The sequence below is a fragment of the Pseudomonas sp. LTJR-52 genome (assembly GCF_003691465.1).
GTDB lineage: Bacteria > Pseudomonadota > Gammaproteobacteria > Pseudomonadales > Pseudomonadaceae > Chryseomonas > Chryseomonas luteola.
Genome location: NZ_CP033105.1, coordinates 5,334,608 through 5,359,654 on the forward strand (window position 1 = coordinate 5,334,608; position 25,047 = coordinate 5,359,654).

The window sequence follows — 25,047 nt, forward strand, 5'->3', positions numbered from 1 at the left end:
AGCAAAAATATGTACCCCATCGGCGTACTGCCTACCCGCGCGGGTAGGCAGTACGCCGATTGATAGTAAAAAAATCTGCGACGATAGCTTTCATGATCGATTGACTGGGGTCGCAGGTCGTTATGTTCAGTTTTTTGCGTGGTCTTTTAGGAAGGCAGAAGAGAAATCCGGCCGATGGCTCCAGTGCCCCGCTGTATTTTGTCGAGAACATCTATCTGCCCGACTTCGAGGCCGATCCCGGTACGCGCTATCCACCTTTTCCCGAAGGCTGCGAGATCATCGAGCCGCGCAGGCTGCTGGCAGGGCATCGCACCCAGATTGCCCGCCTGAAGCAGTCGCTGGGGCTTTCTGAACATGAATTCAGAGCCATTATCGATCCGGTCCTGGTGCGCTACGCCGAATTTGTCCATCTCCTGCCAGCTTCCCAGCACCATCACCACAAGGGACGCGGCGGCCTGTTGCGGCATGGCCTTGAGGTCGCCTTTCACGCGGCGCGCATGAGTGGTGCGGTTATCTATGACGCGGACGCCACGCCTCGTGAGCGACGCAACCGGGAAAAGGTCTGGCGTGTGGCAACCGCCCTTGCCGGCCTGCTGCACGATGTCGGCAAGCCGGTGTGCGACATGAAGATCACCAGTGACACGGGCCTGCTCTGGAACTTTGCACTCTACGAGCATGGGTATCGACTGGTGCCCTGGGCGCGGGACAACAAGATCCAGCGCTATTTCGTTTCATGGCGGGAGGATCGTATTCATAACCGCCATGCCTTTCATGGACCGGGGATTGCGCGCCTCCTGATTCCCAAACAGACGCGCGCCTTTCTGACGCCCGACAACACCATGGAAATGCTGGACCAGATCGACGAAGCCATTGGTGGCTACGCGGTGCAGTCCAAGATTGCCCACGTGGTCCTCAAGGCGGATCAGGCCAGCGTCACACTGGACTTGAAGCTCAACGGCGGAGGCGATGGCTCACAGGCGTTCATGCCCTCCGTTGAGCGCTACCTGGTGGAAGGGACTCGACGGATGATCAAGTCGGGCCGCTGGAAGATCAATGAGCCCGGCGCGATTGTGTATGTGTTCAAGGAAGGCCTGTTCATCAACTGGAAGGCGGCTTCACGCGATGTACTGACTCGTCTGAGTGATGACGGCATTCAGGCCATTCCAAAGGAGCCGGCAGTACAGGCAGACATGCTGATTCACTGTGGGGTAGCTGTACCTCGTGAAGTTGCAGGTGGGCCCGGGGAGCCGGTAACGACCTATCGGTACTGGGCCATCAAGCCCGTGTTTAAAGACGTGACCGGCCCTACGCTCCAGGGGGAGCTTGCACTGCTCAAGATTCAGGAGGCGGACCTCTTCTTTCCCATGGGGCTGCCGGCCGCGATAGAGGGTGTGATTGGCAATGAGCCCGAGAGAGAGAAGATACCGGCCAAAACCCCAAGCATCATCACGCCTGCCGCTACCCCTGATAAAGAGACAGACAGTACGAACGCAGCAACGGGACTGATACCTGAAAGTACTGACAAGGACGCTCCCAAAAGAAGAAAAAAGGGGAAGGCTAACGCAGCAGAGGAAAACGGTCAGGGTACTGAGGCAGATACAGGGAATACGGCTACATCACCCCTGGCTACTACAGAATTTGATGCCCTGCTTGAGCATGTCACGCAGGGGCCACGTGTCGCAGGGCAGCCTGTAAAGGCAATGACAGAAGAGGAGGGCTCGCCAGAGCCTGCAGCTGTCTCGGAAAGCCCTATCGGTATGGATATTGGAGCTGATTTCTTTGGTATGGCTATCGGATCGACCGAAGAAGGGCCACCCCTTGATGCCTATGAAGAGGATATGGCGGTTCTACAGGCGCAGGAGCACCGCTCGGACGAGAAACCCGTCATCCATCTTCTGGAACCTGAGAGTAGTCGCAGGAAAAAGCGTGCAGGCAAGAAGTCAAGGAATGAAGATCCTGGCAGGGGATCGGGCCTTGAGGGGGAAAGTTTGCCGCTAATGCCTGACCTGCTGAGCTTTGCTGATGAGGAGCTTGCTCCCATCGCACCGGCCGTGCATGCCGATGATGCCTGCTTTGAAGTCATGGATATGCCTTTTGCCGTATCAGAGGACCATCCTCATATTGTCTTCAAGGCAAACGAACGTATCGCCTCTGAACCTGAAATAACGCTTGGGCGCCAGAACGCTGGTCATCAGGCACTGGTTTCCCCCGCCAGACCCAAGGGGAAACAACGACGCACCCGAGCGGAAGAAAAACAACACAGTGACGCACGTTTGCCTGCCTCAATAGACGATTTCAAGCCGTTTGAGGTCAAGGCACCTGACCTGCATCTTGAACGCTATGTCGAGGCTAACAAGCTGGCCGACCTAAGACTTGGTGCTACACCAGAGCCTGTATGCGTCACCCTTGAGCGTGTTCAGTCTATACCGCCGAAATACCTGCACACCGTAGCGGCTATTACCAAAGCTGGCGCAGTTGGGCTCAGCGCTGCCCCTACGCAGGAATGGATACCTACAACAGTTGAAGCTGACTGTTCAGATGACCAGGCTTCCGAAGTAAACGGCGTAGACCTTGATGTTAAATTCGTAACGGGTGTGACTGCTGAGCAGTGCCTTGAACAGTTGGCGCAAATGATCAGGCAGGGGTATGGACGATGGATTCCCGGCACTGTTCATAAGACAAAAATGGGTAACGCCGTTGGGATTGAGTGTCTGGATCTCATTGGCTTTGACTATGCCAATATCAAACGTCGTGATCTGCAGCGATTGATGCTCAAATCCGCACGGGTCAAGGCGATCGGGTTAAAACGGGATGGCAATCTGATTTATGCCAGCCAACAGGACGGAGCATCATGATGAAAGATCATTATGAGATGCCGTTTCGCCCCAATTACGAGTTCATGGCCTGTATGGGCTGGGTCGCCGCGTCCTCTGTCGCCTACCTGGTCAATCAGGTCACCGACATGCCGCCCGAGCCGGTGTACTGGATGAGTGGCATCTGCTCGATCATGGCCATCAGTCGCCTGCCAGCGGCGATCCGCCTGCACTACGTCAAGCGCAACCTGCACGGCAAAAAGCTTGAATTCATCACCCTTGAGCAGCTGAACAAGGCCATCCGAAAAAATCCTGATCAGTTATGGCTGGGCAAGGGCTTTTACTGGGAGAACCGACACTGCCAGCTGGTATACGAGATCCTCAAGCGCAATCTGTCCGAGATCGTCAATCCCCGCGCCAGCAAGGGTATTGAGGGCAGGGATGAGATGCAGATGGGTGCGCCATGGATTCATGGGCTTGAGCCGCGTGAGATCGTGATTACTCAGCCGATTCCTCACACCGAAGGGCACGTCCTGATCAAGGGCACGACCGGCGCGGGCAAGACCCGCCTGTTTGACATCCTTATCAGCCAGAAAGCGCTGCGCGGTGAGGCCGTGCTGATCATTGACCCGAAGGGTGACAAGGAGATGCGCGAGAATGCCCGTCGCGCAGCGGCATTTGTGGGACGGCCTTTCTACAGCTTTCACCCGGCCTTTCCGGATGAATGCATGCGCATCAACCCGCTGCAGAACTTTACCCGCGTCACCGAGATTGCCTCACGCATCGCCGCCCTGATTCCTTCCGAGACCGGTTCGGACCCGTTCAAGAGCTTTGGCTGGCAGGCGCTGAACAACGTCTGTCAGGGCCTGTACCTCATCGACAAGCGCCCTACGCTCAAGCTGTTGCGCCGGTACCTTGAAGGCGGCGTGGACGCGCTGGTCGTTGCCGCTGTATCAGCCTATGCACGGCAGGTTTTGGGTGAGAGTTGGGAAAGCATGATTTGCGCGGCTAACGATAAATGGCTGACGTCAACAGCACCCGGTACAAGAGCCCCCATTGCCTACACCTTTTATATTCAGGTTATTCAACCTGTACGGGCCAGTTCAGAATTGGAAGGCCTGCTCAATATGTACAAACATGACCGGGCGCACTTTGGCAAGATGGTCGCAACGCTCCTGCCCATTCTCAACATGCTGACCTCGGGCGATCTAGGCGCACTTCTTTCGCCTGACCCTGAAGACCCTACCGATGACAGGCCTATAACCGATAGCGCCTTATTAATAAATGAGGGCGCAATTACCTATATTGGGCTGGATTCTCTTACTGATAACATGGTTGCGTCAGCCATTGGTTCTATTCTACTTTCGGACCTGACCGCTGTTGCCGGTGATCGCTATAACTTTGGGGTGGATAACCGTCCAGTAAATGTATTTGTCGATGAGGCGGCCGAAGTTATCAATGAGCCCTTTATCATGCTGTTGAACAAGGGCCGGGGAGCCAAATTGACATTATATGTAGCCACCCAAACCTATGCGGATTTCTGTGCGCGACTTGGCAGTGAACACAAGGCGCAACAAGTACTGGGTAATGTTAACAATACCATTGCCCTGCGCTTAAAAGATGCTGAAACACAGGAACAGTTTGTAAAGGATATCCCCGAAACCCGTATCAAATATGTAGTACGTTCACAAAACATGAATTCGGGAGGAGAAGATCCGCTGCTTCATGGTGGAGGACAGGGCGAACGACTTATGGAAGAGTTGGTGCCACTGGTTAATTATCAATTATTAGCCATGCTACCGAATCTGGAATATTTTGCGAAGTTATCTGGCGGGAAGATTATCAAGGGAAGAATCCCGATCTTACATTAGTTGAGCCCTGGACAAGAATATGAATACTTCCAATTATTACACCTTAAACCCAGAAGTTAATCTGTTAGTTTTAAAACATGGATTCCGGCGAAGATTCAGGGCAATTCGCTCGCTTAATAAGCATTTGCACCACTGGGGACTTCTGGAAATAGACTGGCCATGCACCATCCCTTATCTGGAAAGCATTTACCAGCATGTTGGTGAAGGCATTCTTCACCAGAACCGCCCTGTCATATGGTCTGTTACTGATAAAACAATGAGCGAGTACGCCGAAGCGATAGCTAACAAGCATGGCGACGGTAAGCTTGATGATTTTTACCGCTTTGCAATTATTATTAATACTATTATATCCAGTACTGTTAAATTACTAAATATTACCCTCTCGGATAACTCAGGACACTCCTGGAATCTGCTTTCAGAAAAGACAGCCTGCGAAGTTTTGAATACGGATGACCAGCTCACCACTACGCCTCTGACCCCCGACCAGATAATCGAGGCACGCCGTCACTTGCTCAATCTGCTTCATGAGCGCTATCGCGGAATATTGACAGATACTAACTACGAAAACCCTATTGTGACCGGTACTCTTCCTCGCCTTTATTGAAATCTAACCAAGTGATGCTGGACGAAAACGTGATGAACTCCAATTATTACACATTAAATCCGGAAGTAAATCTTGTAGTCATGCCACTAGGATTCAATCGAAGATTCAGGGCTATTACTTCACTGAATAAGCATATTCATTACTGGGAATTACTTGATATTGACTGGGAACGCATCAACGCTTACTTGGAAAATGTCTATAACCATATTGGCGAGGGAATCCTGCACCAGAACCGCCCGGTCATCTGGTCGGTTGTAGATAAAACCATGACCGAATATACCGCCGCCGTACTTAATGTAAACGGCGATGGCAAACTTAATAATTATTATCGCCTTGCAGTCATCGTCAATACGATCATATCCACTACCGTAAAACTCCTGGGCGTGACCCTTTCGGACAGGTCCGGTCATTCGTGGAACCTGCTTTCTGACAGGACTGCCTGTGAAGTGCTTAATGCCGATGACCCGCTGACCGCCACGCCGCTTACACAAGCTGAAATTACCAAGGCACGGCGTCTGCTGATCAGCCTCCTGCATGATCGCTATCTCGACATACTGACGGGTACCAAATATGAAGACGCCATTGTGGCTGACACTCTTCCTCGTCGCTATTGAGCTGTTGCTGGTTACGGTCTTTATTCCGGGCGACTGGACCGAACGGGTGATTCGGGAGGAGTCGGCCATGGTGCGCAGTCACCTGGGCGAGGAATCGCAGGCCTACGTCAACACCAAGGCCATGAACTGGTACAAGGGCGCCGTGTTTGAAACCGGCGTCTATCCGGCGCTGCATCGCCTGATGATACCCAGTGAAGAGGAAGCCGCTCGCAGTCGGGGCATGGAGCGCATGGGCGATTTTCTCTTCTCGTGGATGGAGGACCGGCTCGATGCGCTGATGCACATGGTCTACCAGATCTGTGCGCGGCTGGCGCTGTTGTCGATCTGGCTACCTTATATGGCGCTGCTGCTGATCCCGGCCATCTGGGACGGGTTCATGCGGCGCAGGGTCAAGCAGACCAACTACGATTATGCCTCTCCGGTGTGGAACCGCTACGGCATGCTCAGTGCCTCGGTTGCCGCGCAGGCGGTGCTGATTGCCTTTATCAGCCCCATTGCCATCAACCCGGCGATCCTGCCGATTGTGATGATGTTTGTCTGCGTGATGATGGGTGTGTTTGTCGGCAACCTGCAAAAGCAGATTTGATCGGTTAACACCTCTTTTTCTGCCTCCAGTTGAAATTATTTGACCCTTTTTCCCGTACTGCCTACCCGCGCGGGTAGGCAGTACGGGCATAGAGGCCCTTCATCCCCGTTCACAATAAGCCCTGACCTGGTAACAGACTGAGGGCTCTACCTGTGAAAGCCATAAACATCCCCACGCGTTGTGATGATCCGCTTCATGTTCTGATCTGGAGTCTTGATGAGCTGGTTCCGATAGGGGGCGGTCTGCTCTTTGGCATGGCCATCGGCAAGGCACTCCTGTGCGGCGCAATTGGTTATGCCGTGACGTTTCTCTACCAGAAGTACAAGGATGGTCATGCCGATGGCTACCTCATCCATGTGGGCTACTGGCTGGGCATCCTGCCATCTCGCTCTACCACCTTGCCGAACCCCTACGCGCGTCGGTGGCTGCCATGAAAATGGGACACATGCTGAACAAGTGGAACTGGGCGCTGCTGGAAAACAAGTACTCCCGCTACGCCGTTGTGGGGCTGGTTGCCTGTCTGGCGCTCACGCTGGGAATGCTCCTGTTCAAGAAGCCGGTCGTGATCCTTCAGCCCTACACCCTCAAGGAGGAGGCCTTTGTTACCGCTGACGAGGCCGGACAGTCCTATCACGAGGCGTGGGGCATGTTTCTCTCGCTGCTGATGGGCAACATCACCCCCGGCAACGTGCAGTTTGTGCGTGAGCGCCTTGAGCCGCTGCTGTCGCCCCGGATCTTTCAGGAAGCCATGGAAGCGATCCAGTCTCAGGCCGAGATCATCAGAAAGGACCGCATCAGCATGACCTTCGAGCCACGCAACGTGGTGTTCGAGCGCGCGTCCGGCAAGGTCTTTGTGTTTGGTAACAGTTCGGTGATCAGCCCCAACGGCGAGACGCGCCGTGACCGGCGTACCTATGAGTTCAGGATCAAGATCGACAGCTATATGCCTGTCGTCACGTTCATGACGACCTACGCCGACCGTCCCCACACGCTTGATGTGCTGGAAAAGCAGAGCAAGGCCGCCGAGCGTGCGGCTGAGCGCGCCAGCAAAGCCGGTAAATAGAGGAGCCACCTGTGAAACCCATCCCTTTCATGACAGCGCTGGCCCTTGCCCTGGGCAGCATGCAGCAGACGCAGGCAGCCGGTATCGATATTCCGGTTATTCCGGCCAACCACGCCGAGGGGGGCGGCCCGGCCATTTCCGTACAGGCGCCGGTGCATCCGTCCTCGGTTCGAAGCACAACCCCCGAGATTCCCTCGGTCAGTCGCAGCGTAATGACCGAAGGCGTGCCACGCCCGATTACCCTGTCGCAGGCGCGTAGCGGCCAGACCCCTACCAATCCCGCCAGCATGGAGCTCAACCATGCCTCGCATATTCGGCTCAAGTCCGGTGAAAACGTGCTGGTGCCCATTGCCCGCTATCAGCTCAACCGGATAGTGACGCCTTTTGGCAAACCCGAGGTCAAGACCACCTCCAGTGCCACGACCGAGATTCTTAACAATATCGTCTATGTGGCCTCCTCGGATGAAGCCCCGGTGACCCTGTTTATCAACGACAAGGGCAATCCCGGCGTTGCCCTGTCCATTACGCTGATTCCGCAAACCATCCCGGCGCGTGAGGTCTCCTTTGAGCTGGATGAGGGGGGGCTTTCCGGCATGCGCCTGCCGCAGGCCAGTGAAGAAGCCGAGAAGTGGGAGACCAGCCAGCCCTATGTCGCCACGATCAAGGACGTCATGCGCGACCTGGCCCTGGGGCAGACGCCTAGTGGTTATTCCATGAAGCCGGTGGGAAACAACACCTATGACCTGCCGCGCTGCGTACAGAATGGACTGGCCTTCGACTTCTCCCGTGGCCAGCAGATGCTCGGGCATAACCTCAAGGTCTTTATCGGGGTAGCCAAGAACACCTCCTCACAGCCGGTCGAGTTCAAGGAAGCGGCCTGTGGCAACTGGGATGTGGCGGCCGTCGCGGCCTATCCACGCAACATCCTTACCCCGCAGGAACGCACCGAAGTGTTCGTGATCATGCGCAACGCACCCGAGCGTGCCCGCACCACGCCACGTCCGTCACTGCTCTCGGGAGGTCAGTAGCATGAGCATGATAGATACAGCCCGGACGCGCTGGGAGAACTTCAATCCCCGACACAGACGCTGGATCATGGTGGGCGGGGGCATTCTGGCCATGTGCGGCGTCATTTCCATCTTTGCCGGGGAAGGCGAGCGCACCCCCAAGAACACCGTGCCGGACAAGCCTGTCACCACAGGACTTACCGACCAGAACCTCAAGGACATCACCCTCGACTCGCTGGTGGCGCAGCTGCAGAAGTTTGACAAGGACAAGGACGACCTGTCGCGCAAGCTGGACGTGCTCTCGCGCGAAATGGAAGCCAGCAACCGCCCCGGCCTGATTGATGAAAAGATCAAGTCTGCCGTGGGTGGGCTTCAGTCACAGGTGGATGAGCTTCGCAGTAGTGGCGTTGGCGGTGCTGGCCCCAACTACTTTGCGCAGGCTCCGGGGGAATCTTCAGGTCAGGAGTCCAGAAAAAGCACCAGCCGCGAACGCTATGTGCCCGAGCGCAGCAAGGCCGACCCTAATCCTGTCCGTGAAGCCTTTAGTCGCAATCCGGCCGTAGCCACCGGACCGGATGGGCAGGGGCCGGAGATTCGCAGCTCAGGCCGAGGCGAGCGCCAGAAGGCACCTGCACCCATGCAGATCAGGACCTATCAGGAAAAGGAGGACGAAACGGCCAAGCCCAAGGCGGCGGATGAGGAGACGGTGTATCTGCCGCCTGCCTCGATCGTGACGGTAGCGCTGATCAATGGCATGGACGCACCGACCTCACAGGGTGCACGGCGCGATCCGTTCCCCGCCATCGTACGGGTACAGTACGACGCCATCCTGCCCAACCGGTTCAAGGCCGACATCGTGGACTGCCACGCCATTATCAGCGGCTTTGGTGATCTGTCATCCGAGCGCGCTTATCTTCGCGGTGAACGGATCTCTTGCGTACGCAACGATGGGCAGGTGGTGGAAGCGGCGCTGGATGCCTATGCGGTGGGCGAGGATGGCAAGGCCGGTATTCGTGGCCGTCTGGTCTCCAAGCAGGGCTCGATCGTGGCGCGCTCGCTGCTGGCCGGTGTGGCCTCTGGCGCAGCCGAAGCCTTTAACGTCAGCCCCATCCCGGTACTGCAAACCGGAAACGTCGGCTCGACCAAGCAGTACCAACAGAACTATTCCCCCGACATGGTTCAAGGGGCGGCGGCCAGTGGCGCGTCGAGTGCGCTTGAGCGCATCGCCCAGTTCTACATCGATATGGCGGAAAACATCTTTCCGGTCATCGAGGTGGATGCCGGACGCCAGATCGAGCTGGTGCTGAGCAAAGGGGCGGAGCTCAAGTTCTCGCAGGTCAAGAAGCGGAACCCACGTGAGCGTCGCTAGTACCGTTTATCGGGAAAGGCCTTAAAACAGCCAAAATTCCTAAAGAAATTTCACTCAAGTGCCCGCGCGGGTAGGCACTACGACGATAGGTACCGAAATGATCAAGTTAGCATTCGTTCCAGTTGCGGTGATGACGGCGGTCCTGAGCGGTTGCTCATGGATGCAGGTAGGCGAGAACGACTACAGCTGTCCGGGTATGCCGGGCGATGCGTTGTGCAAGTCGAGTCGCGATATCTACAGCGCCACCGATGATGGAAATGTGCCCTTGCCCATGGACCCGTCAGGGGAGGGCAGGGAAGGCAAACATGAGGGGCACGCAGAAAGCCGGGAGCAAAAACTCTCCGGCCGCAGCGAGAACCCGCAGGACGTGGTGAGCACCTTTGTGTCACCGCGTCTGCCGGATCAGCCGGTTCCGGTACGAACCCCCGCGCAGGTCATGCGGGTCTGGCTCGCACCCTGGGAGGACGACACCGGTGATCTGGTGGTGAGTGGATATATCTACACGGAGATTCAGCCGCGTAGATGGGTTATTGGCGAAGAGGCGCCGACAGCCGCCCCGAGGCTCAAGGCACTCTCGCCGGTAAGCAGTGGGAGCAACACCAGCAGTACCAACAGTACCAGCAGTCACGGTACCGAACAAAAACCGGGGATCTCGAACGAAACTAAACGTACGGAGCGATTGCAATGACCAAGAACTTCCAGCTGGTTGATGTAGTAAGCGCATTGAAAGCCAAGGCCACTCAGGTACGCAGCAAGGTATCAGGGCGAGCACTGACCACCGCAGCGGTCATGGGTGCGATGGGCGCAATGATGGTTGTACCGGAAGCGGCCATGGCCGGTACAGGCGGTGCCGAGTTTGAGGATGTGTGGCAAACGCTGGTGGACTGGACGCAGGGAACGCTGGGCCGGATCATTGCCATCGGTATCATTCTGGTCGGTGCGTGCGTTGGTGTTGTTCGCCAGTCGCTGATGACCTTTGCCGTGGGCCTTGCCATGGGCATGGGCCTGTACAACGCGCCTACGGTCGTGGAATCGATCATGGGCTCCACCCTCTCGCATATCGCGGCCATGCCGGCCACCATGCAGTTCATCTCCAACGGACTGAGCCTGTTCTAACCCTCCCTTCAACGCCCTCTCCTTTAAGCGGTAGCTCTAAAAGCTACCGCTTTTTGTTTGTGGCTCTTTTTGACCACTTGCACTTGCATCCCTGAAAACCCGTGAGACGTTGGTAGTACACCCCTTGAGATGCGCGAGGACACGTCTATGCAAACCGCTACTGCATTACACCTTTCTGATCAGATCTGGCTGGCCCAGTATCACTTGAACCTTCAGACCTGGAGCGCCTTCTTTCTGGCGCGTCTTCGCGGGCTGGATTCGATACGGCTGCGGGTACTGGCGGGGCAGGTGCCAGTCTTTGTGGCGGGCCGCTATATTGATGCGTTCGACCTGTATCACGCCATCGAAAAGCGAGCCGGTACCTCTCATATTGCGGAGCAGTGGGAGTACGAGGTGGCCTGTGAGGTGCATCGGGTTGCTGAAGGAATGTCGGCCTCGGATGCCGAAGTACTCCTGTATGCGTCAGGATTAAATGGCGTCTCGCTCGATGAGCTTGCTCGTAGCGCAGGGGCTTCAATTCTACAGCGTAGATAATTCTTCCAAATACATATATCAGTCCTCTAGAAAAAATCACTTATATGCATCGCTTGGAGAAGGATTCGTTAATACCAAGAAAAACTTATACTTACGCCTGATAATGTCCTTTATTAGGTTTTTTAAAAAAGTAGTGACGTGTTTAGCCGAAGATGCAGCACAGCGTTACCATGGTTTCGTAGCTCGTAGTCAGCTCGTCTATCGGACCTTTCCCTTAGCCTGCTTAACATCTGCTCGACGACACTGCGCTGCTTGTATGTAGATGGATCTGCCAAGGTTGGGTATGCGCTTTATGTCACATATCAAAATGACCGCTTGATTTGATAGTGGCCGAAACGGTAAAAACGCTTAGTAGAAATAAAGAATTTGTCTGCGCTGCCGATTTCTTGAAGGACTGCTTTAGCAATAAGCTTTTCATCAAACTCTTAGACTAAAAGGTAGCAAGGACCGGTAATGTTAAACTTCATTTTTGCACATGCTGCTAAAAGTGCAGCCGAGAGCATAATAGATAACTATATCAGAGATACAGTAACGCCGCAGGCAGGATGTGTTGTCTATTGTGACTTGGGTTCAGTTGTAGAACATACAGGAATCTATGTGGGCAATGGTGAGATAATACATCTTGATGGTAGTGGACTAATTGAGAAAGTCTCTGCTAATAAGTTTATAAGAAGATTAGGGGGACTTAACCCTGCTCAAACAATATATGTTTCATGTCGAGGCGAAAAGCCTACTGGTAGCGTAGAAGCATCACGAATGGCATCAAGCATGCTCTATTCGCAATATAATTATTGTGTTTTTTCTAACAATTGTCATCAATTTACATCAAGTTGCTTCACTGGAAACTCTGAAAACTCAGATAGATTTTTTATGCTTCTCACGGAAACTCTAAGAAAAGAAATTGAATTTGATAATTGGCGTGCTTGGGATCGATCACAAAACTATTTTGGCTACTTACCATAAAATATCTACAAGTATTATGCGAAGCATCTTGGGCATTTGAATATGTCAGCTATCGGCCAGCCCAGTAGTTGGCAGAGCCTACAGCTTGGCTTTTATTTAAGAAACAAAAAACCCGCCGAAGCGGGTTTTTGCTGACCATGCTCAATATCCATATCAAGCTGCCATCCTGGCTTGGTCATCATCCTTGACCTGACTGAGCGCGTCCTGCGCTCCATCCAATACGTATAGACTAGTAGTCTGGAGCCGCAGCGCAAAGAGTCGCTTTTCCTTATGGCGTGTAAGCCTTTTGCTATAGCACCAGCTTAAATGTGAGGTGTGGCACAGACCGGCTTTTACCTGCGCAAACGGGTTGCTGAGGGGCGCTGAGTGCTTAAAAACGCCACTCCTTTTCAAGCAAGGGATTGCGAAGTGAGTTTATGGCTCACCTGATCCTGCATAACATGGAGCGGCATTTATGAAACGACTATATACATCGATATGTACCCTAGCACTTGTTATCGGGGTAGCAGGTTGCAAGGATGAGAATGAGCCGGTTGCTGACTATCAATGCAGCGATATCTCAAACGTTAAAGATAAAGCTGTGCAAAACAAACTAAAAGACGAGTGTGGTATTGGGTCTGGCGAATTCGAGCCAAGCGAGGATAAAGGTTAGTGAGCTATACTTACTAGAAAGGCCGGTGATAGTTCTCGTAACAAGAGATGACCCACCTGGTAATGCTTGGCTGACACAAGGTATCAGAAATTAGTCAAGGATGAGAATAAATGCAGTTGCCACCTACTGCAGGCGATCCAGAGCACTGATTTAATAGCAATTCAGTAAACGGGTGATGAATTAATCGTCCAGGCAGGAGCTAAGCCCAGCTTTTGTCAGTCCATCTCTAGGGTTCTATATTCTGTTGTGTCCCAGTCATAAACTTCTATTTCAGTCGAACCTCCGTAGCTGTTAATCGATTCGACGTCGACGCTATGATATTGGCCTTTCTGGTGGTCATACAACTCGATTGACTCCCCAGCGCGAACTAAATTTCCGCTCTCAATCTCGACGTAACTATCCGCCTCCCTGTCATACCCATCCCACGCCATCGCGTTGGAAGAAAGCATTGCAAACAGAAATAGAAGTTTTTTCATTTAAAATCCACCCCTCAAAGGTAAGAGCATCACTTTTAACGCCAGCTCCTATCTCCAGATTATCGTGTTTTTTTCACTTAGCTCTTAAAAAAGTTACGTTGATATAACTAAGCAACTTGTAGTTATAATTGAGATATTATTCAACCCGGTGTTTACTTAAAAGGTTTAAGCGATTGACTATACCCATGCTTTATTCCTGAGGAGAAAAATCCTCCACACTCTTCACGTTTCGAGCATTGGGTACACTCAGGTGCGTACTCGTTCTTCCAGTCGCTAATAGACTTGCGGTAAAAAGGGATAACATCATCATTGATCAGGCATAGCTGATGATTGTAAACAGAAACATTCATCCGGTAATGAGCTAAAATACTTACAGCCTCGCTCAGAATATCTCGGTACTCCTCTGGATCAATCCATAATGCATCCAAATTGGCCCGAGTAAACCCCATCATTTCGAGGCCCATCAACGCTACATGATCAGCAAAAAGCAAATTACGTCCTATAAACTCACACAGTTCCGGCAAGCGTTTTATGGACTGCTGATGTAGTACCACTCGAATCTCAACACGCTGTCCATATTGCTTGAGATTCAATATGCCTCTTAGGGTTTCGTCAAATGCTCCTTTGGCTTGCACAATGTAATCGTGTAGTTGAGCATCATCAGAATATAGGGGGATACCGATCATAATGTCGTGATGGTTAATCGACGCGTATTTACGAGTAAACTCCTGACTAGCAAACGTCCTACCGTTTGATAAGATATGTACCGCAGTTCTAGGTAAGTAGGACTTCATCATCGAGATGATCTTGAGAAATCGATCACCTCGCAAAGTAGGCTCACCACCCGTAAAGCCAATTTCCCTAGTTTCCTGAGGGATCAAGGGGATAACCTGTTCCACTTCATCTATAAGCCAAGAGTCATCTGCGCTCTTGGGTGGCTGAGAGCACATAAGGCAATAGTGATTGCACTGCTCCGTCAGCAAGATGGAGTTGTGGTTAGATTCATTACGGAACAATACTCTTATGCTTCTTCTATCTTGTGATAACGCAACTATGTCATCGTTATTTAGGTAGAAGTAATCATCAGGCAATGTTGTAAGCGGATAGGCTGCTGGTGCTGCTTCGCTTAGCTGGGCCTGCTCTTGCAAAATAAAGTAATGTGCAAACCCCAGTGGTATTTGGCCCGGCTTTCTAATGAGAAATGCGCGCTGCTGGCGAAGCACGCCGGGTAGATTAGAGTTGGTAGACAAGCGAAATATTTGCGTACTGCTACTCGCCTCTACTGTAGGTATAAGGCCTAGTTTCCCGCCTAACTTCAACATCCGTTGGCCCACCCAAGAAAGATATTTTTAGTCTGCTTGTCAGCTCTCATCAATTCTATTAAGTGTTTGAAGATTGACATGTTTCGCTTGCAGAATGAGGACTCTGATTTACGGCCTAGAACATCCTTGCTCATGGCATGATGGAAGACGGGGTCAGCGCCACAGAAAGGCTCATAAGCACATTCAGAACACATTGGAGCGCTTAAGGTGAAAGAGCCCTCCAGTGCATCCAGCAACTGATCGGAGAGCATGACCTCTTCATAGCTGTTAGTCAGCACGTTTCCTAGCTTGAAGGTTTCATCGCCCATTTCAGCTAGCATCCGGCTTTCGTCCGAAGCATACACAGCTCCGTCGTAATTAAAGACGATAGCTGCTATGCCAGCTCCAGCCGGGTTCATTAGGTCAACGTAGCCAGGGTCTTCACAGGTGAGAATTTTCTTAAGAACTGTGGCGGAATAATGTTCAACGAACCTTACTCCTGACTTGTTCAATTCAAGAATGTATTGCAAACCTTCCCGATAGAAATCGAGCCAACGTTCAGTATCGTAACGATGAAATTTATTGGTTTTAATCGCGAATCCATAGGGCGATAACGAGCGGAGGAATATTCCGGTAAACCCAAGGCGCAAATACTCATCGATAATCGCCTTTACATTGGGAAGACTTTTATCAGTCGTGGTCATTAGGGCTGAGACTTGGTCATACCCTAGTGTCTCTCGTGCTCTATTTAAACCAGACTCAAAGCGCTCATGGCTATCTCGGCCTTTGCGTGGCCGGTTGGCATTATGTAGTTCGCGGGGGCCATCTAACGAAGATGAAAGCAGGATCGAATGCTCTTTACAGAATGCCAATATTTCGTCTGTCAGAAGCGACAGCGTAGTTGCTATCACAAATTGCAGGTCCCGCTTTTGAGTTTCGTTGCGCTTCTTTGCTTCAAGCACAACGTACTTAACCATTTCAAAGTTGAGTAACGGCTCGCCACCTTGAAATTCAATCTTGATAGCCGGGTTGGGCGACCGAAACACAAAGTCTAGCGACTTGTCTGCCATTTCTCTTGTCATGTCAAAACTGCCAGCACCCTCCATTTGCCGTGAAACCTGGCAATAGGGACAGCTATGATCGCATCTGAGGGTCACAACGAAGATGTGCAGATTTGTGAAAGATGGCAGCCTTGAGTATTTGGTCCTGACCTTGAGTGCTAACAACTCAAGAGGTGCTTTCTCCTGGGGATAGCGCAGGAAATGCCTTGAGCGCAATGAGCTGAAGCTCGGATGTTCGGGGCTGAGCTCGCGCTTAATCAGAGCGGGAATGACATTCGAGTCAATTAGAAGATACTCCCCAGCCATATTGGTGAGGATGTACTGATTGTCGTCGAACCGATCAAATTTGAAGGGAAGCAGTTCGTACTCTTCACCTTGACCGAAGGCTTCCAAACTCTGAAATTTGCTCACTTAAGTCAACCCACTTTGCGAAAAAGCAACACCCAAAATGACATTACGCACTGCAGCTGTCTGATCCTGCAGTTTCTTACGCAGTTGATAATCGAGAACATCTTTTCTAAATTCCTCGACTGCGCTAGTAAAGGTTTCTGACGGCGTGGTGATATTGGCAAGTAGAGTGCAAATAAGCTCTTCACCCTGGACTTTGATATCTAGGGTGAAGGCGTATTGACCTCGGTATGCTGCCTTTTGAATCACCTCGGCGTCGTACAGCCTCTGGTCGAAGGTAAGTACGACGTTATTCATTAGCGGCTCGAGTAGTGAGAGCTGTGAGAAGAGTGAGACGAGTGAGACGAATGGGATGTGTGGTAAGCCATCATTTGGCCATCCTCACCATGTTTTAAGACAAAGCTAAAAAGATTTTCGCCTGAGGAAGCAGTGATCTGCTCGCTGCCGTCCTGCTGAGTTTGCAAGGGATTAGCATCAGTTTTAGAAACCTCAACCGTTGCGGTCGGCTGGATAGCAGCAGTAGTTTGGCCAGCAGTAAGCGCAGCTGCCAAAGTGGCTAAAGATACGAGAAATGGGCGTTTAGTCACGTTCATCATCCTTGCTGTGGTAGAAGAGGTGCTGTATAAAGAGCAAATTCTATGATGTCAATATGATAGCTATTTTTGGATAAGTTATTACGACGAATAGGCTTGTCTTGAATGCGCTGATCAATTCGGTTTTAGTATCGCCGCCCTCCGGGAGCCTGATCAAAGCGGCCATCCATCAATGGCAATCTTTTCCTATTACAAAACATCGGCATCAAGCGGTGATACTTGAGCTTGAGTCTTGAATTAATTTGTTCAACAGCAGCGAAGTTGCCACCGGTCTAGGTTGTATATCTAAGGCTTGCCCCGCTTCTCTATTGAATAAAAGCTGGCCCTACTTTTTTACAGCCAACAAAAAACCCGCCGAAGCGGGTTTTTGCTGACCGTACTCGATATCCATATCAAGCTGCCATCCTGGCCTGGTCATCGTCCTTGACCTGACTGAGCGCGTTCTGCGCTCCATCCAATGCGCATAGATTAGTGATCTGCCGCTGCTGGAGAAAGAGCTGCTTTTCCTGTCGTCGTGTAAGCCTTTTGCTATAACCAAATACGCTGATTAGTCCCCCTGAACGCGGCCTAACTCGGTACACTCTCTCTTTTCAGGAATGCGCCAATGCTTATTGTCCGTCTGCAAAGTGGTGTGACTTACACGCTTGAAAAATCGGTTGGCAATGCTGGCAAGCATGGCATCTGGGAATTTCACCGAAGTGCCAACTCCTATATGCGTCCGCCGGATTACACGCCGTTTCGACATGCCGCAATCCTTCCGAGCGAGCCGACTGATGGCCAGACGGTCAGCCTGTCGATCTGCAAACCCGGTATGCCCGAGGAGCAGTGGATCGAGGTAGGCGAGGGGACTGCAACCTATGACTCCGATCGTTGATTTGGCTTCTGCGGGCATGATCCAAGTCTTTTACACTCAAGTTTTTTTGACTTTTTAACCCTTTTTCCCGTACTGCCTACCCGCGCGGGTAGGCAGTACGGCCATAGCTCGGTCCCTCTTGGACGTAACCTTGTAGATCTCTCAGATAATATTCCGAGGTCTGCATGTCTTATCCAAATCTTAAGCTTGCGCTCGCGCTGGTGGCAGGCCTCGGCTTAGCCGAATCGGCCCTGGCGGCCAAGCCTATCACTCCCCAAACCATCGAACAGGCAGCAAAGACCATTACCGGGCAGGCCAGCCTTCCGGTTGATGGCATGAAGGTGCTCCAGTCCGAGGGCAAGCTCTACTTCATCAGTGGCAATGGGCGGTACGTTTTCAGGGGTGAGGTGTACGACACCTGGCTGCAAAGCCACATCGACACCATTGCTCAGGCGCAGGAGTCCTCCTCGCGCATTCTGCTCTCGAAGATGGGCGTCAAGATTGATGACCTGCTTTCCATACGCATGGGCCATGGCGCAAAGGAGGTGGTGTTCTTTACCGACCCTCAGTGCTCTTACTGCCATGCGCTGGCTAATGAAGCCAACCAGTACACCAGCGAATACACCTTTGTGTTTGTGCCGGTCCCCGCACTGGGCGATGAGTCCAATCGCCTGATCAAGCGCCTGGCCTGTGCAAGGGATGAGCGTCAGCAGCTCGATGCCCTCCTGAACGGCACGATCGAGGAGCTCGAAACGCTCAACAAGTGCCCCGAAGAGAAATACGCCAAGTCCCTGGTGACCGCCAACCTGCTCGGGGTGGACGGTATTCCGTACCTCATCAGCGATGACGGCCGGGTTTCGCGTGGGCGCCCGAAAAACTTCGAAGCATGGCTTAGTGGCAAGGGGGATCAGTAATGGAGTTCATCAGCTGTAGAGAAGAGCATGCCGAGGGCATTATCCCGCGCGAGGTCAGGGCCTCCCAGCTCTCACCCGTGATCGCCTATGACGAGGAAAAGGAATACTTCTTCAATAACGACGGCACCATTGGGGTTGGCTTTATGTGCCGGCCGCTGCCGGGTGTAGATGAGCGCCAGCAGGCGTCCATTAACAACATGCTCAACCAGCCCTTTCCCAACGACACCATCATCTCATTCATGATGTTCCTCTCACCGGAGGTGCAGGCCCCGCTCAACAGCATGAAGCGCCTCCGGGACAAGTTCACCCATCCCCTGCATTCGGAAATCATCAACAGCCGCGTCGAGTTTTTCCGCCAGCATACCCGTGAGCCGCTTATCGCACGCGGCAACAAGGGCGTCTTTAACAACGGCGTTATCCATGACCAGAAGCTGGTCATCACGCTAAAGATCCCGATCAGGGAACGTCTGCCCAGTACAAAGGAGCTGGAAGAGCTGTTTACCGCAGGCGAGAAGCTTGAGTCATCGCTAAATACCATCGGCTTCGGGCCTCGCAAGATGAACGCCGACCAACTCAAGCGCATCCTGAACACCCTGCTCAACTGGGGTGAGCGTTCCGGCTGGCGGTTGGGTGAGGATAGCTGGGATGAGACCTCGCCTATCAACGAGCAGGTCTTTGATTACGAGACCGATGTCGAGGTCAAGAAAACCCATCTACGCCTGGGTGACACCTATGCCAAGGTCCTGTCGGCCAAGCGACTGCCCAACTATTTCTTTTTTGGCGATGCTATCGGCTACGTAGGGGATCTGAGCGGGCAGGGGCAGTCGATCAAGGAAAACTACGCCATCTGCTGCAACGTGTATTACCCCAACGCGCAAAAGCAGAAGAAGAGTCTGGATCGCAAGCGCACCCTGACGGTGAACCAGGCCTTTGGGCCGCTGCTCAAGATCGTGCCGGTACTGGGAGAGAAAAAGGAGAGTTTCGACACGCTGGAAAGATCCATGTCGGCGGGTAATCGCGGACTCAGGATGAACTACTGCGCCGTGATCTTCGCACCCACGCTCAAGCGCGTCGAGTCTGCGGCCGCCGCCATGCAGGACATATGGGCGGAAAGCAAATTCATCATGAAGCAGGACAAGTACATCCAGCTGCCCATGCTGATCAATTCCCTGCCTTTTGGTGCTGATCACAAGGCGGTTATTGAGCTGAACCGCTACAAGACGCTGACCTCCGAGCACGCCACTGTTCTCCTGCCGCTCTTTGGGGAGTGGAAGGGCACCGGCACCCCTCATGTGGGTCTGGTCTCGCGCAACGGCCAGTTCATGTCACTGTCCCTGCACGACTCGGAAACCAACAAGAACGGAGTCATTGCGGCGGAATCCGGTTCAGGCAAGTCGTTTTTTGCCAACGAACTGCTGACCGCCTACATGAGCGAGGGCGCACAGGTCTGGGTGATCGATGCGGGTAAATCCTATGAAAAGCTCTGCGAGACGCTGGAGGGCTCCTACGTCCAGTTTGGCGAGTCCTCGACGATATGCCTGAACCCCTTCGATATCGTGGTGGACTATTTCGATGATGAGGATGCCCTGGTCGCTCAGGTCATGGCCATGGCTTCGCCCAAGGGCAACCTTGAGGAATTTCAGATCGCTGAGACGCGCCGGCTGATGGCAGGCATCTGGAGGCAGAAGGGCAATGCGATGCTGGTGGACGACATTGCCGAGGCCTGCCTTGCTCATCATGATCAGCGGGTAAAGGATGTGGGTAGCCAGCTGTATGTGTTTACCAAGGACGGCAGTTACGGCAAGTACTTCCACGGCAAGAACAACATGCGCTTTACCAACCAGTTCACGGTGCTTGAACTGGATGAATTGCAGGGTCGTACACACCTGCGCCAGATCGTTCTGCTCCAGCTGATCTACCAGATCCAGCAGTCGGTGTATCACGGTGATCGTAACGTCAAGAAAATCGTATTCATCGACGAGGCCTGGGACCTGCTCAAGGAGGGTGATATTTCCAAATTTATGGAGCATGCCTACCGCAAGTTCCGTAAGTATCAGGGCTCGATGCTGATCGCTACGCAGTCCGTCAATGACCTGTACGAGAACCCTGTCGGGCGGGCTATCGCCGAGAACAGTGCGTTCATGTTCCTGCTGGGACAGACCAACGAAACAATCGAGTCGATCAAGCGCTCAGGTCGACTGACGCTTTCCGATGGTGGCTTTAGTCTGCTCAAGACCGTGCACACCGTCACGGGGGTGTATTCCGAGATCTTTATCCGCAGCAAGGCAGGTATCGGGGTCGGTCGGCTATTCGTAGGCCCCTTCCAGAAGCTCCTGTACTCCACCGATCCCAATGACGTCGGCCAGATCGATCGTTATCGGGCCATGGGACTGGGTGTATCTGATGCCATTTATGCCGTGTTGCGGGACCGGGGCGAGCTGGACACGCGGGCAGACGATGAGGTGATTGAGCAGGCCCAATCCCATGAGCGCAAGCTTCGCAAGAGTCGCTCGGCCAGCTCCAAGAGTGACCCCTCACCGCGACTGGTTCCCCTGTCGCTTCCAGAGGCCACTGAATCTCCAGCCCAACCCGAGAATCCTGAGTCCACGCCAGCCACCGCCACCGCTGAAGAGGAGGTCACTCCATGAGCCAGTCAATAGCACACCCGATTGCGGATAGTCCTGTGCAGCCTTCTCACAGAGAGCAACCTGTAGCAGATAAATCACCTTCTACAGCGCCGGAAGGTACAGGTTCGTCGGCCAAACCTTCAAGCCATGTTCCCCTTGAGCAAAGCTCGATGACGACCTTGCAGATGCTCATGCTGGTGGCCGTGATCGGCCTGTTCATTATCTGCGGCATTCTTTTCAAGCGGGTCGTGGCGCTGGAGACCAGCCAGCCTTCGCTCGTGGTGGTGGACTTTGTGGCGCTGGCGCAGCGCTACAGCCGGGAAGGGGCATCTGCCGAACAGGTGGCACAGATCATGGCCAACACCAACCGGCGCGTGCTTGAACTCAAGGCGCAGGGCGTCACGGTGCTGGATGCCCGAGCGGTCCTAACCGCTCCTGATGATCTGTATCTGCCTGTAGAGCAGCTAACGGCGTCTGGCCCATCCGCCAGTGGTTCCTCCGCTGGCGTTCCTGCACTTAATCCCCTGTCAGCCCCTGCGAGGACTCAGCCATGAGTTACCGAAACGACGCTGCCATGCGTGAGCAGCTAGCCCAGATCATTCTGGCCAACTGCAAGATTACCTTCAGGCTCAGGAGTGAGGCAGATAACAGCCCTGTACAGGATGTACGGGATGGTGCGGTCCTTGGGCAGTCCTCCACTGACATATCGGGAGGGGACCTCCATGAGAAGGTTTGATCGTATCGTCAACAAGAAGGAGTCCTGGGGCCGCTTCACCGTCAAGATGGCCCTGACCACGGCGCTGATCGTGGGCAGCGGGGCCATGTTCTTTTCCCGCTTTACCTTTGCCTATGACCCGCAACAGGTCATCAGCATCAAGGGCTACAGCTTTTACCTGATCGATCGCGGCGACAAGAGCATGGAGAAGGGCAAGCTCTACGCCTTTCACCCCAAGGTCATTCCGGGCATCTACACCCCCGAGCATCGACTGGTGAAGTACCTGCGTGGCGTGCCGTCGGATCAAGTCGAGATCAACCTCAAGGAGCAGGTAAAGGTCAACGGCGAGATCGTGGCCGTGGGCCTTGTTCATGCCGACAAGCTCGGGCGCTCGCGCTCGTCCTTTATCGGCAAGGGCACCCTGGGTCCCAACGCCTACTGGTTCATGGGGGATGCCCCGCTTTCCTTTGACTCCCGCTACTGGGGCACCGTGACCAAGGAGCAGATCATTGGACGCTCATATCCCCTTTTCTAGGGCCATGCTGGCTCTTTCACTGGTACTGGGGGCGACTCAGGCCGCCTCTGGTGCTGACCTTCCGGATCTTGCAAACATGCCACCGGAAATCGAGCAGGGCCGCGACCTTCGCACCTTCCTGACGCCCCGGCAGGACACCGAGAAGAGCACTGTGGTGGGCAGTACCCATCTGGGCAGTACGGCGCTGACTGCTGAGGATCAGGCCATTGTGGAGCAGGGAGAGGCCATCAAGCAGGATGCCGGGGCATCAATCGATTTGAAGTCCATGGCCAATCCCAGCATGGATAGGGCCATGGGCGAGGCCACCGAGCTGGTGCGCTCAATGGAGGAAACCGATCCCACGCTACGGGCGGCCAAAATGGAAGCGCGCAAGAACGAGACCTATGCCCATCACTCCATGCTCTTGTTTGTCTCGCTCTCCCTGGGCAAGGCGGCGCTCAAGGAGGTCTTCGAGATGGCCTCCGAGCGTCAGGACGTGGTGCTGGTATTTCGTGGCGTACCGGAAGGCATGAAGCTCGACGAAGGGATGAAGCACTACCAGCATCTCATTGCTGAATACGACCCGCTGCCCAACCTCGTGATCGATCCCACCCTTTACCGCGACTTCAAGGTAGTTGAAGTCCCAACCATCATTGCCATGGACGATCCCGCCCATAACGAATTTGTAGATCGAAAGGTGCTGGCGCGGGTAGAAGGCTTGAGTTCACCCGAGTGGCTGGAAAAGCAGGTTGCCGATGGCCAGACCGGAGATCAGGGCCGCCGGGGCCCGGTCATGGAGATAGCCGAGCAGGACCTGATCGAGATGATGCAGGAGCGCGTGGCCTCGGTGGACTGGGAAGCCAAAAAGCAGGCTGCCGTCGGACGGTTCTGGCAAAAGCAGCAGTTCAACTACATTCCGCCTGCCTCACACTCGCGTACCCGCACCATCGATCCCAGCGTGACCGTGCTGCAGGATCTGACTGGCGCAGACGGCAAGGTCCTGATGAAAGCCGGTACGGTACTCAACCCACTGGATCAGGTGCCCTTTACGCAGGCGCTGGTGATCTTTGATCCATCGGTACCGGGCCAGATGAAGATCCTTGACCGTGTTCTTCCTGAACTGGCCAAACAGCCAAACATCAGGCAGCTGACCTATCTGGCCACCCAGATGGACAAGGAGCAGGGCTGGAAAGGCTATACAGACCTCTCCAACCGCTTTGAAGCGCCGGTGTACCTGGTGACCAAGGAGATCATCGAGCGCTTCGAGATCGAGCATACCCCCAGCATCGTGACCAGTGACGGCAAGGTGTTTGTGGTCAAGGAGCTGACAGCCAAGGACGGGAGTGCGCTATGAAGACGTCCTTTTGGAGAGCGCTATTAATGTGGACTGCCCTGGCCATTGGTTGGGGCGCACTGCCTTCTACGGCTACTGCAGCGGTGGGCTGCTACAGCGGTGATGTGATTGGCCCCAAGCTGATTACGGATATCTGCTGGGATTGCCTCTTTCCCCTGCGGGTAGCGGGCGTCTCTATCTCAGGCGAAACCAGCGGTGTGCCGGAGGGCGCCAGCAAGAAGTCGGCCTGCATGTGCTGGGATACCAACAACGTGCCGCGTCCGGGTATCAGCTCGGGTATGTGGGAGCCGGCACGTCTGGTGGAATTCCAGCGGGTACCGGGCTGCTCATCGGTACTTAACGGCGTGCGCTTTCCCTTTGACCGCACCTTTCAGGGCACGCATGGCTATGGCAGTGGCGGCAAGCAGGACGGCATGTTCATGCACTACCACTACTACGCCTTTCCGCTGCTGGTGATTCTGGATCTCTTTACCTCGGGATGGTGCCAGAACGACGGCTACATGGACCTGGACGTGATGTACATGTCCGAGCTGGACCCGACCTGGAACAACGCCGAGCTGGCTTTCTTTGCCAACCCTGAAGCGGCTGCGGTGGCCAATCCGGTTGCGGCTACTGCCTGTAGCGCTGATGCCGTGGCGTCTGCTACCGGCAACCCCATTGAAAGCATGTTCTGGTGTGCGGGCAGCTGGGGCACGTTGTACCCGCTGGTCGGCAGCGTGCCGGGCAATCGGGGCGTGATCAAGGGCAGCTCGCTGCTGAGCGCGCGTGTGCTGGCAGCGCTTCATCGTCGCGGTCTTGCTTACGGGACCATGGGCGATGGCGCCATGTGTGGCGGTGAGATCACGCCAACGCTTCCCAAGAGCCAGTACAAGCTTTCCATCCTGCATCCACTGCCCGAAACCAAGAAGGGCCACAAGATCGGCGAGTCCACGCTGATCTGGGGGCAGGCCAGAACCATTCCAGCCGAGGGACAGGACCCGATCTACACGATCTGGCGCTGGAAAGACTGCTGCATGACTCAATAGGGGAGTGGTAGACA

Annotated in this window: 27 protein-coding genes; 22 read left to right on the forward strand and 5 right to left on the reverse strand. The window is 53.9% G+C overall.

What is annotated here, in order from left to right; all coding sequences use genetic code 11:
• The first annotated feature begins 122 nt into the window (after positions 1-122).
• From mobH to trbK, 14 genes are all read left to right on the forward strand, one after another.
• Entirely contained in the window at positions 123-2,855 is a 2,733-nt protein-coding gene (gene mobH / locus EAW52_RS24705) for a MobH family relaxase (protein WP_122044491.1), read from the forward strand.
• Positions 2,852-4,684, forward strand: a complete 1,833-nt coding sequence (gene traD, locus EAW52_RS24710) for a conjugative transfer system coupling protein TraD (RefSeq protein WP_122044492.1) — start codon at positions 2,852-2,854, stop codon at positions 4,682-4,684. The genes mobH and traD overlap by 4 nt, the downstream gene beginning before the upstream one ends.
• 19 nt (positions 4,685-4,703) lie before the next feature.
• Positions 4,704-5,288: a hypothetical protein gene (locus EAW52_RS24715; RefSeq protein WP_122044493.1), complete on the forward strand. Its 585-nt coding sequence runs from the start codon at positions 4,704-4,706 to the stop codon at positions 5,286-5,288.
• A gap of 32 nt (positions 5,289-5,320) precedes the next feature.
• Positions 5,321-5,902 carry a hypothetical protein gene (locus EAW52_RS24720; RefSeq protein ID WP_256680864.1) on the forward strand — a complete coding sequence of 194 codons (582 nt, stop codon included), beginning with the start codon at positions 5,321-5,323 and terminating at the stop codon, positions 5,900-5,902.
• Positions 5,859-6,488, forward strand: a complete 630-nt coding sequence (locus EAW52_RS24725; protein WP_122044494.1) for a DUF4400 domain-containing protein — start codon at positions 5,859-5,861, stop codon at positions 6,486-6,488. Before EAW52_RS24720 ends, EAW52_RS24725 begins: the two co-directional genes overlap by 44 nt.
• Positions 6,489-6,640: 152 nt before the next feature.
• Complete coding sequence (traL, locus tag EAW52_RS24730; RefSeq protein WP_162997721.1) at positions 6,641-6,922, forward strand: type IV conjugative transfer system protein TraL; 282 nt, start codon at positions 6,641-6,643, stop codon at positions 6,920-6,922.
• On the forward strand, positions 6,919-7,551 hold the full coding sequence (locus EAW52_RS24735; protein WP_122044496.1) for a TraE/TraK family type IV conjugative transfer system protein: 633 nt from the start codon (positions 6,919-6,921) through the stop codon (positions 7,549-7,551). The genes traL and EAW52_RS24735 overlap by 4 nt, the downstream gene beginning before the upstream one ends.
• A gap of 11 nt (positions 7,552-7,562) precedes the next feature.
• The gene (locus EAW52_RS24740) at positions 7,563-8,579 is read left to right on the forward strand and encodes a type-F conjugative transfer system secretin TraK (RefSeq protein WP_162997722.1); all 1,017 of its coding nucleotides are present in this window, start codon (positions 7,563-7,565) and stop codon (positions 8,577-8,579) included.
• A 1-nt stretch (position 8,580) separates the two neighbouring features.
• Positions 8,581-9,927 (forward strand): TrbI/VirB10 family protein, encoded by a 1,347-nt coding sequence (locus tag EAW52_RS24745; RefSeq protein WP_218567909.1) that lies wholly within the window; start codon positions 8,581-8,583, stop codon positions 9,925-9,927.
• A 97-nt stretch (positions 9,928-10,024) separates the two neighbouring features.
• Positions 10,025-10,615 carry a type IV conjugative transfer system lipoprotein TraV gene (gene traV / locus EAW52_RS24750; protein WP_122044498.1) on the forward strand — a complete coding sequence of 197 codons (591 nt, stop codon included), beginning with the start codon at positions 10,025-10,027 and terminating at the stop codon, positions 10,613-10,615.
• A complete protein-coding gene (gene traA, locus EAW52_RS24755; RefSeq protein ID WP_218567910.1) occupies positions 10,612-11,043 on the forward strand; it encodes a TraA family conjugative transfer protein in 432 nt (143 codons plus the stop codon). The genes traV and traA overlap by 4 nt, the downstream gene beginning before the upstream one ends.
• Positions 11,044-11,190: 147 nt before the next feature.
• Positions 11,191-11,577 (forward strand): hypothetical protein, encoded by a 387-nt coding sequence (locus tag EAW52_RS24760; protein WP_122044499.1) that lies wholly within the window; start codon positions 11,191-11,193, stop codon positions 11,575-11,577.
• A gap of 453 nt (positions 11,578-12,030) precedes the next feature.
• Complete coding sequence (locus EAW52_RS24765; protein WP_122044500.1) at positions 12,031-12,540, forward strand: lecithin retinol acyltransferase family protein; 510 nt, start codon at positions 12,031-12,033, stop codon at positions 12,538-12,540.
• A gap of 454 nt (positions 12,541-12,994) precedes the next feature.
• The gene (gene trbK, locus EAW52_RS27045; RefSeq protein ID WP_122044501.1) at positions 12,995-13,192 is read left to right on the forward strand and encodes an entry exclusion lipoprotein TrbK; all 198 of its coding nucleotides are present in this window, start codon (positions 12,995-12,997) and stop codon (positions 13,190-13,192) included.
• A gap of 215 nt (positions 13,193-13,407) precedes the next feature.
• On the opposite strand, the gene EAW52_RS24775 is transcribed toward trbK, so the two are convergent.
• From EAW52_RS24775 to hxsA2, 5 genes are all read right to left on the reverse strand, one after another.
• On the reverse strand, positions 13,408-13,668 hold the full coding sequence (locus EAW52_RS24775) for a DUF5334 family protein (protein WP_122044502.1): 261 nt from the start codon (positions 13,666-13,668) through the stop codon (positions 13,408-13,410).
• Positions 13,669-13,820: 152 nt separating this feature from the next.
• On the reverse strand, positions 13,821-14,990 hold the full coding sequence (hxsC, locus tag EAW52_RS24780; protein ID WP_122044503.1) for a His-Xaa-Ser system radical SAM maturase HxsC: 1,170 nt from the start codon (positions 14,988-14,990) through the stop codon (positions 13,821-13,823).
• The gene (gene hxsB / locus EAW52_RS24785; protein ID WP_122044504.1) at positions 14,984-16,441 is read right to left on the reverse strand and encodes a His-Xaa-Ser system radical SAM maturase HxsB; all 1,458 of its coding nucleotides are present in this window, start codon (positions 16,439-16,441) and stop codon (positions 14,984-14,986) included. Before hxsB ends, hxsC begins: the two co-directional genes overlap by 7 nt.
• On the reverse strand, positions 16,442-16,735 hold the full coding sequence (gene hxsD / locus EAW52_RS24790; protein WP_122044505.1) for a His-Xaa-Ser system protein HxsD: 294 nt from the start codon (positions 16,733-16,735) through the stop codon (positions 16,442-16,444).
• Positions 16,735-17,025, reverse strand: a complete 291-nt coding sequence (hxsA2, locus tag EAW52_RS24795; protein ID WP_122044915.1) for a His-Xaa-Ser repeat protein HxsA2 — start codon at positions 17,023-17,025, stop codon at positions 16,735-16,737. Before hxsA2 ends, hxsD begins: the two co-directional genes overlap by 1 nt.
• Positions 17,026-17,635: 610 nt before the next feature.
• Here hxsA2 and EAW52_RS24800 point away from each other — a divergent pair.
• The 8 genes from EAW52_RS24800 to EAW52_RS24830 all read left to right on the forward strand — a co-directional run bounded on the left by EAW52_RS24800 (position 17,636) and on the right by EAW52_RS24830 (position 25,033).
• Positions 17,636-17,905 (forward strand): hypothetical protein, encoded by a 270-nt coding sequence (locus EAW52_RS24800; protein WP_122044506.1) that lies wholly within the window; start codon positions 17,636-17,638, stop codon positions 17,903-17,905.
• 164 nt (positions 17,906-18,069) lie between these two features.
• Positions 18,070-18,798 (forward strand): DsbC family protein, encoded by a 729-nt coding sequence (locus tag EAW52_RS24805; protein WP_122044507.1) that lies wholly within the window; start codon positions 18,070-18,072, stop codon positions 18,796-18,798.
• Entirely contained in the window at positions 18,798-21,446 is a 2,649-nt protein-coding gene (gene traC, locus EAW52_RS24810; protein WP_122044508.1) for a type IV secretion system protein TraC, read from the forward strand. The genes EAW52_RS24805 and traC overlap by 1 nt, the downstream gene beginning before the upstream one ends.
• Entirely contained in the window at positions 21,443-21,979 is a 537-nt protein-coding gene (locus EAW52_RS24815; protein ID WP_162997723.1) for a hypothetical protein, read from the forward strand. Before traC ends, EAW52_RS24815 begins: the two co-directional genes overlap by 4 nt.
• Positions 21,976-22,161 (forward strand): hypothetical protein, encoded by a 186-nt coding sequence (locus EAW52_RS26110; protein WP_162997724.1) that lies wholly within the window; start codon positions 21,976-21,978, stop codon positions 22,159-22,161. Before EAW52_RS24815 ends, EAW52_RS26110 begins: the two co-directional genes overlap by 4 nt.
• Positions 22,148-22,675: a S26 family signal peptidase gene (locus EAW52_RS24820; protein WP_010799372.1), complete on the forward strand. Its 528-nt coding sequence runs from the start codon at positions 22,148-22,150 to the stop codon at positions 22,673-22,675. The genes EAW52_RS26110 and EAW52_RS24820 overlap by 14 nt, the downstream gene beginning before the upstream one ends.
• Positions 22,650-24,008 (forward strand): TrbC family F-type conjugative pilus assembly protein, encoded by a 1,359-nt coding sequence (locus EAW52_RS24825; protein WP_162997725.1) that lies wholly within the window; start codon positions 22,650-22,652, stop codon positions 24,006-24,008. The genes EAW52_RS24820 and EAW52_RS24825 overlap by 26 nt, the downstream gene beginning before the upstream one ends.
• Positions 24,005-25,033 carry a TraU family protein gene (locus tag EAW52_RS24830; RefSeq protein ID WP_244294498.1) on the forward strand — a complete coding sequence of 343 codons (1,029 nt, stop codon included), beginning with the start codon at positions 24,005-24,007 and terminating at the stop codon, positions 25,031-25,033. Before EAW52_RS24825 ends, EAW52_RS24830 begins: the two co-directional genes overlap by 4 nt.
• Positions 25,034-25,047 lie beyond the last annotated feature (14 nt).

Coding starts and splice junctions, on each gene's coding strand:
- mobH (WP_122044491.1), top strand. CDS start 123: ATGTTCAGTTTTTTGCGTGGTCTTTTAGGAAGGCAGAAGAGAAATCCG.
- traD (WP_122044492.1), top strand. CDS start 2,852: ATGATGAAAGATCATTATGAGATGCCGTTTCGCCCCAATTACGAGTTC.
- EAW52_RS24715 (WP_122044493.1), top strand. CDS start 4,704: ATGAATACTTCCAATTATTACACCTTAAACCCAGAAGTTAATCTGTTA.
- EAW52_RS24720 (WP_256680864.1), top strand. CDS start 5,321: ATGAACTCCAATTATTACACATTAAATCCGGAAGTAAATCTTGTAGTC.
- EAW52_RS24725 (WP_122044494.1), top strand. CDS start 5,859: ATGAAGACGCCATTGTGGCTGACACTCTTCCTCGTCGCTATTGAGCTG.
- EAW52_RS24735 (WP_122044496.1), top strand. CDS start 6,919: ATGAAAATGGGACACATGCTGAACAAGTGGAACTGGGCGCTGCTGGAA.
- EAW52_RS24745 (WP_218567909.1), top strand. CDS start 8,581: ATGAGCATGATAGATACAGCCCGGACGCGCTGGGAGAACTTCAATCCC.
- traV (WP_122044498.1), top strand. CDS start 10,025: ATGATCAAGTTAGCATTCGTTCCAGTTGCGGTGATGACGGCGGTCCTG.
- traA (WP_218567910.1), top strand. CDS start 10,612: ATGACCAAGAACTTCCAGCTGGTTGATGTAGTAAGCGCATTGAAAGCC.
- EAW52_RS24760 (WP_122044499.1), top strand. CDS start 11,191: ATGCAAACCGCTACTGCATTACACCTTTCTGATCAGATCTGGCTGGCC.
- EAW52_RS24765 (WP_122044500.1), top strand. CDS start 12,031: ATGTTAAACTTCATTTTTGCACATGCTGCTAAAAGTGCAGCCGAGAGC.
- trbK (WP_122044501.1), top strand. CDS start 12,995: ATGAAACGACTATATACATCGATATGTACCCTAGCACTTGTTATCGGG.
- EAW52_RS24775 (WP_122044502.1), bottom strand. CDS start 13,668: ATGAAAAAACTTCTATTTCTGTTTGCAATGCTTTCTTCCAACGCGATG.
- hxsC (WP_122044503.1), bottom strand. CDS start 14,990: ATGTTGAAGTTAGGCGGGAAACTAGGCCTTATACCTACAGTAGAGGCG.
- hxsD (WP_122044505.1), bottom strand. CDS start 16,735: ATGAATAACGTCGTACTTACCTTCGACCAGAGGCTGTACGACGCCGAG.
- EAW52_RS24800 (WP_122044506.1), top strand. CDS start 17,636: ATGCTTATTGTCCGTCTGCAAAGTGGTGTGACTTACACGCTTGAAAAA.
- EAW52_RS24805 (WP_122044507.1), top strand. CDS start 18,070: ATGTCTTATCCAAATCTTAAGCTTGCGCTCGCGCTGGTGGCAGGCCTC.
- traC (WP_122044508.1), top strand. CDS start 18,798: ATGGAGTTCATCAGCTGTAGAGAAGAGCATGCCGAGGGCATTATCCCG.
- EAW52_RS24815 (WP_162997723.1), top strand. CDS start 21,443: ATGAGCCAGTCAATAGCACACCCGATTGCGGATAGTCCTGTGCAGCCT.
- EAW52_RS26110 (WP_162997724.1), top strand. CDS start 21,976: ATGAGTTACCGAAACGACGCTGCCATGCGTGAGCAGCTAGCCCAGATC.
- EAW52_RS24820 (WP_010799372.1), top strand. CDS start 22,148: ATGAGAAGGTTTGATCGTATCGTCAACAAGAAGGAGTCCTGGGGCCGC.
- EAW52_RS24830 (WP_244294498.1), top strand. CDS start 24,005: ATGAAGACGTCCTTTTGGAGAGCGCTATTAATGTGGACTGCCCTGGCC.